Source organism: Collimonas sp. GW821-FHT07E08, from assembly GCF_059418905.1.
This window is the reverse complement of sequence record NZ_JBWKQR010000010.1, coordinates 183,994-199,520: the sequence shown is the minus strand read 5'-3', so window position 1 is coordinate 199,520 and position 15,527 is coordinate 183,994. Positions and strand designations below refer to the sequence as shown.

Sequence of the window (15,527 nt, the reverse complement as noted above, 5' to 3'; positions counted from 1 at the left end):
ATGCTGTTTTCAGGATCGCCTTGCCTGCCGGATGACACCGTGGCGAGCAAGGCCGTTCCGCTTTCCGAGCCTTCTCATGACTATCGCCAGCACCTTGCCGCCATCCACCGCAACCGCCGTCCAGCAATTTGAAATCCGTCCGGTCGAGGGGCCGCTGGGCGCGGAAATCACCGGCCTCGACCTGCAGCTGCCGGTATCCGGCCAGGACCTGGCCCGCATCCGCGCAGCGCTGGTCAAGCACGGCTTGCTGGTGTTCCGCGAACAGCGCATCACGCCGCAGCAGCACGTGGCGTTCAGCCGCCGCTTCGGCCCGCTGCAGGTCCATGTGCTGAACCGCTTCCACCTGCAAGGCTATCCGGAAATCCTGATCGTCTCCAACGTGGTCCAGGACGGCCAGCCGATCGGCCTGGTGGACGCCGGCGCCGACTGGCATTCCGACCTGTCCTATATGCCCAAGCCGAGCCTGGGCTCGCTGCTGCATGCGCAGGAACTGCCGGCGGAACAGGGCGACACCTCTTTCGCCAACATGTTCCTGGCCTACGAAACCCTGCCTGCCGACGTCAAGCGCACGCTGGAAGGACGGCGCGCCGTGCATTCCTACGTGTACCGCTACCGGCGCCTGCAGAAACTGTCTCCCTGGCGCGCCGACCTGACCCAGAAGCAGATCGACGAAGTGCCTGAAGTGGAGCATCCGGTGATCCGCGTGCATCCCGAAAGCGGCCGCAAGGCGCTGTTCGTCAGCGAAGGCTTCACCTCGCACATCGTCGGCCTGCCCAAGGACGAGAGCGACGCCCTGCTGCGCTACCTGCACGAGCACGCCATACGGCCCGAAAACGTCTACCGCCACCGGTGGCGCGCGCACGACATGGTGTTCTGGGATAACCGCAGCACCGTGCACTATGCGCCGATCACGCCGCAGCATCTGCGCCGCACGCTGTACCGCACTACCGTCGAAGGCGATGTGCCGGTCTGAACCTTTCGCGGCTGCTTATACACCCCATTTTTCCCGGGCATGCGACAGCCATTGCATCAGGTCTTCCTGGATGGCGCCGATCGGCATGTCTTCGGGAGCCAGCGGAATCGACTGTATCGCGGCGCGCCAGTCGAGGTAATTCGGCGGGCTGCCCAAGGCTGGCTGTGGTTGCCGGCTGCGCCACAGCTCGCGGAGACGGTCCAGTTCGCGCAACCCTATCGTAACCAGTTCATGGCGTGCGGGTGGCTGCTTGCCTTTTGGCGCGCTTTCATCTTTTACCGGTTTGCTCGCTTTGAGCGGCTCGCTGGCGGTCAACGGTGTTCCAGCCTGCGGCCCCAAGACCGGAGGCTCCGATTCAACGACCGGCCTTGGCGGCAGGCGGGCGACGGTCTGCGCCAAGTCGTCCCACGTCGCTCCCGACTGCACCCGGGGATCAATGCCCTGCTCCATGATGGCGTCAGACTGCTGCCTCAGCAGCGCCGCCTGCTCGCCGCCGTCTGCGCCAAGGTAGGCACGCCAGGCTATGGCATTGGCAAGATCGCTGCTCAAGCCGATCTGGATATGCTGCGACTTGAGCGATTCCCGCAGGATGCGGAAAACCTTGACTGCGATGCCTTCCGGCAGGCTCGGCAGCAGCTTGCGCAACTTTTGCAGCGTCAGCGTATCGCGCTCGGCGACGCTTCCGTGCCGGTCCAGCAAACCGGTCGTCTGCAGCTGCCTGAACAGCGCTTGGGCCTTTTCCTGCGGCGTGTCCGTAACCAGCCGCGAAAAAAAACCGCCAACCCCGGTAGCAAGCGGAAACAGCGCTTCCAGCCGCCCGAGATCAATCGGCTTGGGCATCAGCTTGGCACGTTGCGTCGGCCCGAAGACGCCCGGCGCCGTGATGCCTTTCAGGTAATAACGCAATTTTGTGTACAGCGCAAAATAACGGTCTTCGTCCGACAGCAGCGGACCGCCGTCGCCGGCCAGCGCGCCGTACATGATGTACTGCCAGGTGTCGTCGACATTTTTTGCCGAATCGTCGTCCTCGATGCCGATGATGCCGCGTTCGCGGTCGCTGGCCGCGAAACCTTCCAGCGTGACCCAGTCGCCGCCCGATTGCAGGATCTTGGTAGCGTAATGGAAAGCACCGCCAGAACCTGCGACATAGGTCTTGAGCCGCTGCGCATTCTGTTCCGTGATCTTGTTGCCTAACAAGGTGGCGGCGGTGACGTCGCAGGCGCGGTACAGGAGCACGTTGTCCGGACCGTCGACGGCCTCGACTTGGCGCGCCTGGAAGCCGGCGTTATGGAACGACATCAGGTCGACCGGCAGGTCCACCGGCAATGCTGCCGCCAGCGCCGCGACGGCAGCCCGCAATTCAAGCAAGGTGGCGCGCAGAATCGGCGTGCGAGCGAAGCGTGCCAGATTTTCTTCCGCCCTGAAATAAGGAGCCAGCTGTTCCAGCCGTGCTGCGATAGCACCGCGGGTAATGTCGGTGGAATACAGCGCGCTCTCCAGCGTAGCGACGATCTGGCCGGCATCGGCTATCGCTCCGGGTTCGTCGTCGCGGTAAGAGGCCAGCGTCAGCTGGCTGAGGATGAGTTTCTTGAACAGTTCAAGCCTGCGCACCGAGGCCGCCAGTGCGGGATTGATGAAAGCCGGATTGACCTGTCCGTCGGACACAACTGCGGCGGCGTCTATCTCGGCGGTTTTTCCGGCGCGGCGGCCTTCGCGAAACGCGCGTATCTCGGGCAGCACCTGGTCCCGGTACTGCGCCTGCAAGTTGTCCTGGCGCGGCGCACGCCGATCGTCCGGCGCATCGCCGCGAACCCTGGCGGTATCGAAACTCAGGCCGACCCGGTAATAGTCGCGCTCGAACAGCCTGGCCGTGCCGGCTGCGTAAAACAGCAACGGCGAAGCGGAGATGGCGTTGTTCATCGCGCCGATCTGGGTTGCGTTTCCCACATAGAAATCGTGGTTGGGCGTTGCCATCCCGGTCACCATGGAGTTATCGTTGGAGACCGAATAGACCCGCGTCGTGACAGGTTCGCGTTCTATCCGGTAAAGCTGGGTTACCGGCATGGCGGCGGCGGGCGCGGCGCGGCATTCGCCGACGACCGCCGCTGCCGGACCGTAGCGCGTGGCGCGGGCGCCCATGACGTCGGCTTCCTGTTCCAGCCTGCGGTCGTCGTTGAGCGCCACCCCCCTGTCTTGTCTGCTAGCCGCCACCCGGCCCTGCGCCTGCTGCACCAGGTGCCAGGCTTCGTGCGGCAGGCGCCGCTCCTGTCCCGGCGCCAGGTGGATGTCGCTGCCTTGCGCATAGGCATGCGCCCGCAGCTGCGCCGGCCTGGTCGAGTCGTAGTGTACCTTGACATGGTCAAGAGCCAGTCCCGACAGGCCTTCGATCCCTGCCTTCAAATTGTCCGGCAAGCCGTTTCGGCTGACAGCGGCGGCTTCGCGCCGCTGCAACGGGCTGCGCACATACCGGTATGCGCCCATCGGCGCCAGATGGCCGGTGCCGAATGCAGTGGCGCCGGTTCGCTCCGGCAGGTGTTCGCGCACATCGGATGCCGGCTGCGGCGCCGCTTGCGTGCTCAGTTTTTGCACGGATCGCGTCCGCTAGCGGCAGTTGGACGACAGTTAGTCATCGTTATCCCAGCTGAAATCGGCTGCGCTGAACACCTTGCCCAGCTTGTGGTATTCCCGCTCGGTAGCTTGCAGGATATGCTGCTGCGTCACTGCCTGCTGTTGCGCCGCGGCCAGGAAGGCGGCGCTGAGCGCGATGTTGTTGATGTTGCCGCCGCTGAGCGGCGCTTTCTCCGCCAGCAGCGGCAGGTCCAGGTCGGCGGCCAGCGGCGTTGCCGCCGGAAAGGCGTTGCGCCACAGCTGCAGGCGCTGCTCCCTGCCCGGGAACGGGTATTCGATCATGAACTTGAAGCGGCGGGTAAACGCCTTGTCCATGTTCTTCAGCAGGTTGGTCGACAGGATGACGATGCCGGGATAACTTTCTATGCGCTGCAGCAGGTAGCCGGTCTGCAGGTTGGCGTAGCGGTCGTGCGCATCCTTGGTTTCGGTGCGCTTGGAAAACAGGCTTTCGGCTTCGTCGAAAAACAGGACGATATTCATCGCTTCGGCCTGGTCGAACAGCTGCGCCAGGTGTTTTTCGGTTTCGCCTATGTATTTGCTGACGATGCTGGCGAGGTCGATCTTGTACAGGCCCAGGTTGAGCTCGTTGGCGATGATCGAAGCCGCCATGGTCTTGCCGGTGCCCGACGGCCCGTAAAACAGCACGCACAGGTTCCTGCTGTTCTGGTTCTTGCTGTCGAATCCCCAGCTTTCTATTACCTGGTGGCGGTTTTGCGCATACTGCAACACCTCTTGCAGCCAGCGCCTGGTGTCGGCCGGCAGCACGATGTCGCTGAAACGGTAAGCAGTCTTGACTTCCTGCGCCACGCTCAGCTGCTCGCGGTTGCTTTGCTCGCGGCAGGCGTCGAGCAGCAGTTCGGTCATGCTTTCGGCGTCGGGATTGAGCACGCTGCGGCTGGACGCTTCCTTGATCGCCAGCAGGATCTGCTGTTCCGTAAACAGGTAGTTGTTGACCAGCTGCGTCAGCGCCGCCTGGTCCGGATCGAAGCCGGAGGCCGGCAGGTGGCGCAGCCAGACCTGCCGCCGCAGCTGCGTATCCGGCGCCGTGCTCTTGATCAGGATCGGCAGCGCCTGGTGGGCGCTGTACTGGTGGGCAATGTCGCTCAGGCGCCGCGCCGGACCGTTCAGCACCGCCATGTAGCGCTGGCTGTCGAGCAGCGTGCCGCAGACATCCTCCAGCAGGTCGTCGGCGCTGTCCTGGCTGCAGATCCATTGGCAATGGAGCAGCACCAGCACCCGGTTGCACAGCAAGGCGTCGCGGCACAGCAAGCGCAAGCGCGCCAGCAGCGCGGCGCGGTTCTTCCGTTCGCTCAGGTAGGTTTGCCAGACCGCCTTGCCGTCGAGCAGGACGCAATGCATGCCGATTTTCCCGAAGGTGGCGGCGCACAAGCTTTGCTGCAATGGCAGGTCGGGGCCTTGCAGGTGCAGCAGGTAACTGGACAAATGCGTGCATTCCCTGCCGGCATGCTCTATGAAGTGCGACAGCTGCTGCTTCACCTTTTCGTCGACCAGGTGGTCGCCGAGTTCCAGCCGGCTGCCGATTTCCGCCAGGGGCTGCTCCAGCCGCAGTTGCGGCGCGGCGCGCGCCAGCAGATAAGAGACGATGGCAGGATTGAGGCGATAGCCGCCGCTCATGGCGCCGAGGCGGCTGCCGGCCGCCAGCTCGACCAGGTCCCAGTGGCGCAAGGCGGCGTCGCTCATCAGGCTCTGCTGCATGTCGATGCGGTCGGCCAGGCTGCCGCCCAGCATCGTGGCGGCGCTGGCCAGGGAGGTAAAACCGTCGCCGGCGCCGCTGGCATCCGCATCGCCGAACGCTTGCAGGATGGTGCAATAGCGCTGGTCCAGTTCGCCCAGGAAGGCGCACAGCAGCAATTCCTGGTCGCGCCGGCCGAGCTGGAACAACAGCGCCAGGTGCACCCAGGGCAGGAATACCTGGGCCCGGACGCTGGCGGCGCTGCGTTGCGCCAGTTGTTCCCACTGACGTTGCAAGCTGGCGCCGAGCCGGGCCAGCTGTTGCTGCAATTGCAGCGAAGGCAGCTGGCGGCGGCTGGCCTGGCGGTATAAGGCGGCGATCCTGTCATCCGTCTCTGCCGGATTCGCGGCCGGCGCCTCGGCCAGCTGGCGCAGCAGCAAGCCGCGCTCTATCATGCCGTCGCCCAGCTGCTGCAGCGCCTGCAGCAAATCCTGGTTATCGCCATAGGCGCTGCCGTCAATGCTGCTCATCGGGGTCCAGGCCTTGCGGCGGCTTGTCGAAATCGAGCAGCAGCACCAGGCGCTCGGCGTCGCCGCGGTTCCAGGCCTGGTGTTCCACGGTATCGTCGAACACCAGGCACTGGCCGGGAATCCAGCGCCGCACCTGGCGGCCGACGCGGATACCGCAATCGCCGCTGGCGCGCAACGCCAGGTGCAGACGCAGCACCTGGTCGCTGTAGCCGACATGCGGCAGGATCTCGGCACCGGGGGCCAGCCGCGAAAAACCGGCGGCCGACAGGCCCGGCACCAGTTGCAGCAGGCCGGCGGTGTGCGGGCAAAAGATGCAGTTTTCCAGCAGCGGCTGCTGTCCCACGTAGAGCCCGTACACATCCCAGCCGTGGCTATACAGGTTGGTTTCCGGCCAGGCATCGAATTCCTGCCCGGGCAAAGCCAGGCATTCGGCCAGGATCGCTTGCCAGTGCCGGGTCAGCATCTGGGTAAAGGCAAATTGGCTTGGGACGAAAAACATAAGGTGGCTCCTTCGGTTGGCAGGCATTACCAGAACAGGCGCCACTGGCCATCGAACCAGGCGCCGTGGCCTTGCAGCGTGATGCGGTATTGCCCGTCCTGCACCGGCAGGCCGCGCGCCTGGTGATAATAGTCGCCGGAATGCACGAACAGGCTGCCGGCCTGGTAGGCCACCAGGCGGCTGGCGCAGCCCTGCAGCAGCTGCATCTGCTCCTGGCCGCCCAGGTCGCCGATATCGGCCATGCGCAGCGGCCAGATCTTCATGCCTGCGCCCCCCTGCGGCAGAGATAGCGCCAGGGTAAACGACAAGGTGGGCAGCGGCGCGCCGGCCACCACGGCTGGCAGCCCGAGCGCCAGGTGCGCCGTATCGGTATGGATCGGATTGCCGGGAAAACCATGGCCGTCGCGCCGCTGGAACCATGCGCCATGCAGGATATCGTGCTGGTCGCAGGCGGCGAAATCGGCGTGGCCGCCGAAAATATGGAACCCGGGCAGCGCCGCGTCCGGCAGGAAACCGACCGGCTGTCCCAGCCGTTCCTGCAGGCTGGCCAGCAAGGTCGCATAGACCTCGCCGAAATTTTCGCGCAGGAACGGGTTGTATTGCTGCGCCAGCCGCAGGTACGGCTTGGCCGGATTGCCGGTGATGTCGTAGTAGTTGGTCGCGCCCAATGTATAGAACGGCAGGTGCGGATGGCGCGGCAGCCAGAAAGCGTCAAGGTCGAGCAGGCGCTGGACGATGTCGGCGGCTGCAGCCTGGCTGAACAGCTGCAGCTGGAACTCGGGATGGATGGTCGGGGTCGGCATGGGTTTACCAGTACAACAGAATTTGCTGCCCGAGCCGTACCCCGTGGCCTTGCAGCGTGATGCGTTCAAGATCGCCGTCGCACCTGAGCACGGCCTGGTGCGACGCCAGGCCGCTGTGCACCACCAGCTGCCCGCTGCGGTAAGGATGGAAATCCGGCTCGGCGGCCGTGGCGCCGTCGCGCCAGAGATTCAATCCGCTGCGTTCAGGCGTGCTGAGCGGCAGGGTGAAACTGAACATGTCGTCGTCGCCGAGCGCATGTCCCGGAAACACATCGCGGTACTGCAGGTCGCGGTGCACGCTGGCGACCGGCAGGCTGAAGGCCGGATGCGGCAGGTAGATATGGAAACCGGGCCATGCGGCGGCGTCCGTCATGCCGGCCGGCGCGCCGAAGTGATCGCCCAGCAGCGTCGCCAGCGATTGCAGCAGCGGGCCGAAATGGCTTTCCAGCATGCGGTTGTTGCGGCTGCGCAGCGCCAGGTCATGATAGGCGCTGCCTGCGCCGCAATCCAGGTATGCCGCCAGGCCCAGCGTAAAGAACGGCGCCTCGGCATGCCGCGGACGCCAATGGCGCCGCAGCAGCAGCGTGCGCAGCACCCAGTCCTCGCATTCGGCTTCATCCAGCAAGTCGAAGGTAGCCAGCTGGGCGTGGCCGGCGGCCGCTAGCACGGCTTGTCCGCCGAAGCTGGCCGGCCGTGGTTCACAGGTCGCCGCGGTTGCCGTCGCCGACGATGCGCACCAGCGCCCGCGTCAGCAGCCGCCGCTCGTTGTTGCCGAACTGCTTGTCCAGCACCTGCTGCATGTTGTCGAGGAACAGGCCGATGTTGCGGTTGATCAGCGACAGGTCGCGCCGGTTGGCGTCGTTGTCGTTGATCTGCACCAGCGCTCGCACGCCGGCTTCGATCAGGCCGTTTTGCTGGGTGCTGAAGGCATGGCCGCTGAGTTTGCCGAAGCTGGCGATCAATTCTTGCAGGGCTTGCGGATCGACGGTGTTGTCCGTTTTCTGTCCCTGCGGCGCCGCCGAGCAGACGATCTTTTGCAGGCGTCCGAGGAACTGCTGGCGGTCCTGCTCGCTGCTGCCTTGGTTGACGCTGTCGCCGAGGATATGCGCCAGGTCGAGCACCCGGCTGTCGATCGCCTGTTGCGCCGACAGCAGCATGCTGCCTTGTACCTTGCCCGATTGCAGTTCGTCGCGCAGCGTGGTCATGGCCTGTTTCATGATGCTGGCTTGCTGGCCGGCCGGCACCCCTGCATGTCCGTGCGCGCCATCGAGGTCGGGAATCCAGTAAAACTCGACTTGCGGCGCCTGGCCGATTTCTGTGTTCCAGGTCAGCCGCAGGCTCCAGGTCTCGCCTTTGCGCACCGGCATGGTAAACGAGCCGGGCATGGGGATAAGGATCGTGTTCACGCCCTTTTTCCCGTTCTGCATGGTGTAACTGTATGCCAGGCCGGTGGCGTAGACAAAGCTGGTGTTGCTGCCGCTGCTGTCGACGGTAAAGCCTTCCAGGGTGCCGAGGTAATTGGCGCTGAAGGTCGGCTGGCCGACTGTCGCCATGACAAAGCCGTCGCTGGTCGCGACCTGGGTGAAGCTGGTGCCGCCGTCGACCAGGTCGGACTGGTTATACGCGGTGCGGGTTCCGAAACTGCCGTTTGCAATGGTATTCATGATCATTCCTTATGGGTGAACATCGATAAGAATTGCGGCTGGTTGCGACTGAAAAAAAACGGATTGCGGACGGCGCCCCCGTCCTAACTGCCATCGGCGTCTCCCGAACCGTCCCCGACCAGGCGTACCAGCGCCCGCGTCAGCAGCCGCCGCTCGTTGGCGCCGAACTGTAGCTGCAGCACCTGCTGCACGTTGTCGAGGAACAGGTTGATGTTGTTCTTGATCAGGTTCAGGTCGCGCCGGTTGGCCTGGTTGTCGTTGATCTGCACCAGGGCCCGCACGCCGGCGGCCAGCAAGCCGCGTTGCGCCGGGCTGAAGTCGTGGGCGGTGACCTTGCCGAAGGTATCGATCAGCTCCTCGACGTTTTGCCCGAAGCCAGGCAAGGTCGACGCTTGCGCCGGCAATCCCGGGGCGCAGACGATTTTCTGCAGGTCGCGGATAAATTGTTCCCGGTCCGACGGCTCGCTGCTCATGTGCGTCGCGTCGCCCAGAATCTGGGTAAGGTCGCCGACCCGGCGCTGGATGGCTTGCTGCGCGCTGGCCTGCATGCTGCTGCTGATGCGGCCTGCCGCCAGGTCGTCGCGCAGGCTTTGCAGGGTGGCCGCCATGCCGCCGCCTGGCAGCATGGCGGCCGGTGCCGACGCCGTGGCGTTCAGTGCGGCGGGCGCCGGCCCCAGCGGTATCCAGTAGAACTCGACGTCGGGCGCCGCGCCGACCGCGGCGACCCAGGTCAGGGTGAGGGTCCAGGTCTCGCCTTTCTTGACCGGCAAGGTAAAAGAGCCCGGCACCGGGATCGAAATGGTTTGCGCGCTCTTCTTGCCATCCTGTACGTAGTATTGGTAAGCCAGCGCGGTTGCATAGGCAAAGCTGGTCTGGTTGCCGTTGCCGTCGGTAGTGACGCCGGCCAGGCTGCCGCAATAATTGGCGTTCCAGGCCGGCTGGCCGACGACAGCCATGACGTAGCCATCGGTGCTCGCCTTCTGCTGGAACGTGGTGCCGCCATTGGTCAGGCTCGACTGGTTGAAGGCCACACGGTCGCCTATGATCTGCACGCTGCCGTCGGCGTTGATCTTGGTTCCCGCCGCCTGCAGCGCTGCGCCCGCCAGGCTGGCGCCCTGCACCTTCTGGTCGCTGACGATGTTGCCGCTGGCGTGGACGTTGCCTGTCGTCTCAAGCTGGTACGGCGCGCCGCTCGCGCCCACCGCGACGTTGGTCTTGCTTACCGTCAGCAGCGACGAACCGCTCTCGCCTACATCCAGCAGCTTGTCGCTGCTGCCGTCGCCCTTCACCGTGATGCTTTTGCTGGCAGTCAGGGTCTCCACCTGCAGGTCCTTGATATCCACGCTGCTGCCGCTGAAGTTGACGTCGCCCTTGACCTGCAAGGCGTACTTGTTCTGGATTTCTTCCGGTCGGTAGTTGATCGCCACCGTGTTCGGCGTGGCGGGGATGTTGTTGGTAGCGACGATCATCGCCGGCGGAATTCCCTGGCCGCTGGACGGCAGCACGCCGTTGGCGTTATTGGCGGCAAAATAGCCCAGCAGCGAAGGCGTCACCACATAAGCCGACACCGCGGCCGGAAAGATTCCTGTGAGCTGGTCCTTGCTGCCCGGCAGGATCAGCGTCAATTCAGTCTGGCTGATGACCGACTGCACGAACATGGTCTGCGGCAGCGAGATGGACGGCGGAATGATCAGGAGGTCGCCTGGCTGGTATCCGCTGAAATCGGTTTTGTCGCCGGTCACCTGCACGCCCTTGGTGGTGATCGTGCCGACGCCGTCCTTGGCCGGACCGCTGCCCGGCTGATATGTGTATGGCGAGCCGCTGACGTCGATCGCAAACGGCGTCGCCAAGGTCAGCGAAGTCGCGCTGGCGACGGCAACCACGGCGCTGCTCTGGCTGATGCTGGTTTTGGGATCGAAACGGCCGATGATGATCTTGCCGCCAACAGCGGCGGTGCTCTTGAAACTGCTGCCCTTGCCGGTGATGATGCTGCCGTTGCTGCTGATCTGTCCTTGCCCTGGTTTCCTGTCGGCGCCCGGCGCCTGGTAGCTGTAGGCCCAATCCAGCACCTCAAGCGGCAGCTGTTCCTGCAGCCGCAGCTGGGTGTCGCTGAGGATTTCGGCGATGACGCCGGCCTGCTCGACCAGCATGCCGACAGTGATCGTGTCGCCGACCGTGACTTCATCCAGGAACGCCGTCTGGTAACCCTGCAAGACATTGTTGCTGATGGCGGTGACCTGCCCCTTGCCGATGAACGACTGGCCGCCGCCGACGCTGAGCGAAGCCAGCGGGGTCTTGTCGCGGATGCCGACGTTGCCTTCGGTGTAGTACAGGTTGCTGGTCGGGGTGCCGATGGTTTCCCGGATCCAGTAACTGAGGATTGGCAGCCCTTGCAGCTTGGAGCCGTTACCCTCGAAACTCTGGGCCTGGATCGGGCCGCTGGATATCATCGAGCCGGTCCGGATCTGCCCCTGCACATTCAGGTCGTCGGCCTGGATCTTGCCGTTGACGTCGAGCGCCGCCGCCGGGCTGCGGTCGGTCAAGGCGATGCCGACCTTGCGGTCGGCGGTGATCACCAGCGCATTGGGGCCGGCGCCAGCCAGGCCGGCGCTGGTGGCCGATTGCATGCCGAGGCCGACCGTGCCGTCGATATTGATGCGCAGCAGGCTGCTGGCGCTGCCGGTGGCGAAACGCACCAGCGTCGAACGCACATAGGTGTAGCTGATGCTTTGCAGGACCGGATTGAATGCCGCCTCTACCGTGACTTGCAGGCTGCCCGGGTTAATGGCGACAATTGTGCGCCGCTGCGCCAGGCCGAAGCTGGTCTGGCCGTTGCTCATGGTGATCACCGGCGGATCCGAAATCAGCACGTCGCCGACCTGGAAATACGGCGACAGCGTCTTCGACAAAGTCACCAGCGGACCGTCTGACGATAGTGTCCCCTGGCCTTTGAAAGTAATGGCGTCGACCTGCAGGTTGGCCAGCGGCTGGGGATTGCCGACGCCGAGGTTATTGCGGGTGGTCAGCAGCCCCATGAATTCGCTGCGCGGCGCATCCACTTCCAGGTAAGCCTGGTCGCCGCTGCTTTCCTTTTTTGCGCGGATGCTGGGATAACCGTCGCTGTCCGCGTTGCCGAGGAAACCGGCGAGCGCGTCCGGCAAGTTGATGCGGTGGACGCCGGCGCCTTCAGTCACAAAATTCAAGGCGCCCAGGGTCGAGCCGACATAGCGCCGCTCGATGTTGCCCGAACGATAGGTCAGCTGGTTGATCGCGCCCTGGGTGGTGAAGCTGATCACGGCCAGCAGGATGTTCATGGCCGGCTGCTGCAGGTTGCGCACATACTGGATCAGCGGCTGCTCCACGATCCGCTTGTAGCCGGCAACGCCGGTCTCGTTGCTGTAATCGGCATACACCTGGTTGTAGCTGATGCTGAGAAAATAGGTCGCTCCCGCCACCACATTGGCCAGCCTGACTACCTGCGGCTGCAGCAGGATGATCTGGCGGCCCAGGCCGTCGATCGCCATGCCTGGGCTGACCTCTACCTGGCTGGCGCTGCTTTCGGCGTCCCAGAACACCTCGAGCCCGCTGGCGATGCCGCAGATGTACAGGCTTTGATTGTTGAAGCTCTGGATATCCATGTGGTACTGCTGCTCGCAAGCGAAATCGGCGGTCAGCAAGGCTTCGCCGGCGAAATAATTTGGACGTTGAATCAATGGACTGCTCATGGTGCGATTCCTGTCAGGCGTTCTCAAGCGTGGAAGAATTGGACAAGGCCAGCCAGTTCACCTGCGCCGACGGCTCGCTGCTGGCGCGGGTTTCTATCGCCACCAGGTCCAAGGTGAACTGCGAAGTGCCGACATTGCTGACGCTGACCGCATAGGGGACGGAACCGACCACGGTGGCGTGGACGCTGGGCGGCACGTTGAAAGCTGGTCCCTCCGCGGCCAGGTAAAACACCTGTTGCGACGGCGCCCGGTCGCCGACTTTCAGCAGCGTGCGGGTATCGAACGTGACGCTGCCGTGGCGCGCGCCGTCCAGGCCCTGCGCCAGGCTCGACTGGATTGCCGCCGGCTTGCCCAGCACGGCCGGCAGGCGGCTGGTGACCGGTTGCCGGCTGTCGGCAATGCTTTTGATGATGCCGGGGTTGGCGCTGTCCATCGTTACCGTGGCGAGGATGATCGAATAGCTCGGCGGATAGGTCAATGAAGCGCTTTGCAGCACGGCGGCCTGGTCCAGGGTGTCGGTGGAAACATTGGGAGTGGGCGGGTATACCGCATACAGCCCGTAGCTGTCGCCCAGGTTGGTCGCTGCCGGCACCATGTTGCCGCTGGTGCCGGGAAACACCAGGAAATCGCCGCTGGAATCGAAGCCGACGCCGGGCGCCACCACCAGGGTATTGTTCTGCAGCGTGACGTCGAAGCCGTTCAGCACGCCTGGGGTGTACAGGCACTGGTTCTGCAGCTTGATCCAGTTGGAAAAATAATTCTGCTCCAGCGTCATGTTTTGCGCGGTGAGGAACATGCCGTCATGATAATTAAGGCGCACCGCGACGTCGGATGGAATGGGTGGAATGAACGCGCTCATTTATTTTTCCCTTGAAGGCCCAGAAAAGTGTTGATGCCCAGCGTTGCGGCATTGCATATTTGCGTCTCCGGCGTGACCGCCTGCAACTGCATGCTGGGAAAAATGGTGGTGGTGAAACGGCTGGCGGCCGGCTTGATGGCGGCCAGCAGCTGCTGCAGTTGCTGCTGCAGGCGCAGGACCTGCTGCGTGTTCTGGCTGGTGAGGACGAAGCCGCTGTTGAGCGCATTGGGCAGCGTGATCTGCACATTGAACAGCCACGGAAAATAGCCCGACACCACCTGGCTGCCGGCGTGGTAGCGCTCTTGCAGGATAAACGCTCCCTGCGCCTGGCCGGCGACGCGGATGCAGGGCGGGACCGGGTTGCTGACCGTTAGCGTGATCGGCCCCTTGACCGGCACGGCCTTGGCCGGGAATCCGTCTACCGGCATCTGGTACTGCACGCCTTGGATGGTCATTGGCAGGTCCAGCAGCAAATCGAGCATGAAGCCCAGCCCCTGCGGCGTGCCGCGCAACCGGTACAGCGCCAGGATCTGCGCCGTCACCATGCGTTTCTTGTCAATGTTCCAGCTGTTGTCCAGCGTCAGGTCGACCCATCCGCCGAGCCAGTTCAGGAAGCTGTTGAGCCAGGCTTCGATCCCGCTTTGGGCCGAGCCCGCGGCGGGCTGCCCGGCGACGTAGGCTGCCAGCGGATTGGTCACTGGCGGCACCCCGATGTAACTGTCGAGGTTGGCCAGGATGGCCTGCTGCTGGTTCGGCTTTGCAGCCGAAATCGGCGGGATGAAATCCGTGCTGGCCGGATCGAACAGGAAACTGAGGCGCGGATAAAACAGGTTGCCGGCGACGTCCGCGTTCAGCAATTCCTGGATGCCGCGGCGCCCGTCCAGGGCGCCGTCGCCGATGCCGGTCAGCAGCTTCTCGAATATCTTGAGATAGTCGCCGACAAACGCCGAATCCTTGCCGCTGTAGATCGCCGGCAGGTAGCGCTGGTAGCTGGATGGCTGCTTGCTCATGGCTGGCTGCTCGCAGTGATGTCAAGGCAGCGCAAGCGCGGCAAGCCCTGGTACAGCATGGCGCTGCGCCCCGACGGCAAGTCGGCCAGCGTGGTGTTGGCGCCGAGCTGCGCCATCTGGTTGAGGACGATGGTAGGGATGAAGTTATAGTCCATGCTTTCCAGCGCAGCCACGCCCGGCACGCTCAGGATCAGGTGCAGCAGGTCGTCGGCCTGCGGCGCCTGGCCGTAAGGCCAGCCGCGGCCATCGGGACCGCCGGCCGGCAGCAGGTAGCCGAACAGCAGGTTCACCAGCGCATCCAGCGTGACCGACATGACCGTGGCCGCGCTGCAGCGGATCGACAAGGTCAGGTCGATCGCGGTCAGCTGCGCCATCTGCACCCGCACCGCGCTGCCCGCAATCACGCGCGGCTGCAGGTAGTAATTCACCTGGTTCAGCAAAGTCTGTTCCCGCGCGCGCTCGTCTTTTCCCTGCAACAGCAGCAGCCGGCGCATGGTCGTGCTGGAATAGGCATATTGCTGCTTGTTGGGATACAGCGGATAGACATAGTTCCAGGGCGCGTCGCTCAAGAGATAGGCGGTGCTGGCCTGCTCTGCTGCCTGCGCGTATGCTTGCTGCACATACAGCGGAACCGGCACCGGGATGCTGGAGTGGGTTTTCTTTTGCTGCGCCACGGCTTGGTCATACAGCAATTCGATCATGCGGTTGCTCTGCATCGCCACGACCTCGATATTCGGCAAGGTCAGGGCCAGGTATGGGCTTTGCAGGTAAAGCAATATTTCCTTTTGCAGCGTCGCCTTGCCGGCCGCCTGCCCTTGCTCGATTTGCGCCAGCGCCGCCTGCAGTGCCAGGAAATCGAAATCGTAGTAGGTCTGGGCAGCCTTGCTGTATTCGGTCTGGTTGCTGCTGAAGGCCAGCCCCAGCACCCAGCGCAGGAAGTTTTCGTCGGTCAGGGTCGGGATCTGGTTGGCCTGGTACAGCAGCGATTCATCCAGCCAGGCCAGCAGCTGCAGCAAGGTGATGCCGGGATCGCTGTCGTTATAGTCGGTCCACAGCTTGGTGTATTGGGGAATCTTGCGCACCAGCTCGACCACCAGCTGCTGGTAGGTCTTCCGGTCGAGGTCGGGCAATTCGAAGCTCATC

General features: G+C 64.0%; 11 protein-coding genes. 1 reads left to right on the top strand and 10 read right to left on the bottom strand.

Annotated elements, in window-relative coordinates:
• The first annotated feature begins 76 nt into the window (after positions 1-76).
• A complete protein-coding gene (locus AC07RZ_RS15010; protein ID WP_494668499.1) occupies positions 77-973 on the top strand; it encodes a TauD/TfdA dioxygenase family protein in 897 nt (298 codons plus the stop codon).
• Positions 974-988: 15 nt separating this feature from the next.
• On the opposite strand, the gene AC07RZ_RS15005 is transcribed toward AC07RZ_RS15010, so the two are convergent.
• The 10 genes from AC07RZ_RS15005 to AC07RZ_RS14960 all read right to left on the bottom strand — a co-directional run bounded on the left by AC07RZ_RS15005 (position 989) and on the right by AC07RZ_RS14960 (position 15,526).
• Positions 989-3,562 (bottom strand): eCIS core domain-containing protein, encoded by a 2,574-nt coding sequence (locus tag AC07RZ_RS15005; RefSeq protein ID WP_494668498.1) that lies wholly within the window; start codon positions 3,560-3,562, stop codon positions 989-991.
• 33 nt (positions 3,563-3,595) lie between these two features.
• The gene (locus AC07RZ_RS15000; protein WP_494668497.1) at positions 3,596-5,824 is read right to left on the bottom strand and encodes an ATP-binding protein; all 2,229 of its coding nucleotides are present in this window, start codon (positions 5,822-5,824) and stop codon (positions 3,596-3,598) included.
• Positions 5,811-6,323, bottom strand: coding sequence for an aspartyl/asparaginyl beta-hydroxylase domain-containing protein (locus tag AC07RZ_RS14995; protein WP_494668496.1), 513 nt, complete (start codon positions 6,321-6,323; stop codon positions 5,811-5,813). Before AC07RZ_RS14995 ends, AC07RZ_RS15000 begins: the two co-directional genes overlap by 14 nt.
• 26 nt (positions 6,324-6,349) lie before the next feature.
• Positions 6,350-7,126 (bottom strand): hypothetical protein, encoded by a 777-nt coding sequence (locus AC07RZ_RS14990; protein WP_494668495.1) that lies wholly within the window; start codon positions 7,124-7,126, stop codon positions 6,350-6,352.
• A 4-nt stretch (positions 7,127-7,130) separates the two neighbouring features.
• Complete coding sequence (locus AC07RZ_RS14985) at positions 7,131-7,793, bottom strand: hypothetical protein (RefSeq protein WP_494668494.1); 663 nt, start codon at positions 7,791-7,793, stop codon at positions 7,131-7,133.
• 31 nt (positions 7,794-7,824) lie between these two features.
• Positions 7,825-8,790 (bottom strand): hypothetical protein, encoded by a 966-nt coding sequence (locus tag AC07RZ_RS14980; RefSeq protein WP_144737863.1) that lies wholly within the window; start codon positions 8,788-8,790, stop codon positions 7,825-7,827.
• Between the two features lie 83 nt (positions 8,791-8,873).
• Complete coding sequence (locus AC07RZ_RS14975; protein WP_494668493.1) at positions 8,874-12,515, bottom strand: hypothetical protein; 3,642 nt, start codon at positions 12,513-12,515, stop codon at positions 8,874-8,876.
• 13 nt (positions 12,516-12,528) lie between these two features.
• Entirely contained in the window at positions 12,529-13,374 is an 846-nt protein-coding gene (locus AC07RZ_RS14970; RefSeq protein ID WP_494668492.1) for a hypothetical protein, read from the bottom strand.
• A complete protein-coding gene (locus AC07RZ_RS14965) occupies positions 13,371-14,384 on the bottom strand; it encodes a phage tail protein (RefSeq protein WP_494668491.1) in 1,014 nt (337 codons plus the stop codon). Before AC07RZ_RS14965 ends, AC07RZ_RS14970 begins: the two co-directional genes overlap by 4 nt.
• Positions 14,381-15,526 carry a hypothetical protein gene (locus AC07RZ_RS14960; RefSeq protein WP_494668490.1) on the bottom strand — a complete coding sequence of 382 codons (1,146 nt, stop codon included), beginning with the start codon at positions 15,524-15,526 and terminating at the stop codon, positions 14,381-14,383. Before AC07RZ_RS14960 ends, AC07RZ_RS14965 begins: the two co-directional genes overlap by 4 nt.
• Between the last annotated feature and the right edge of the window lies 1 nt (position 15,527).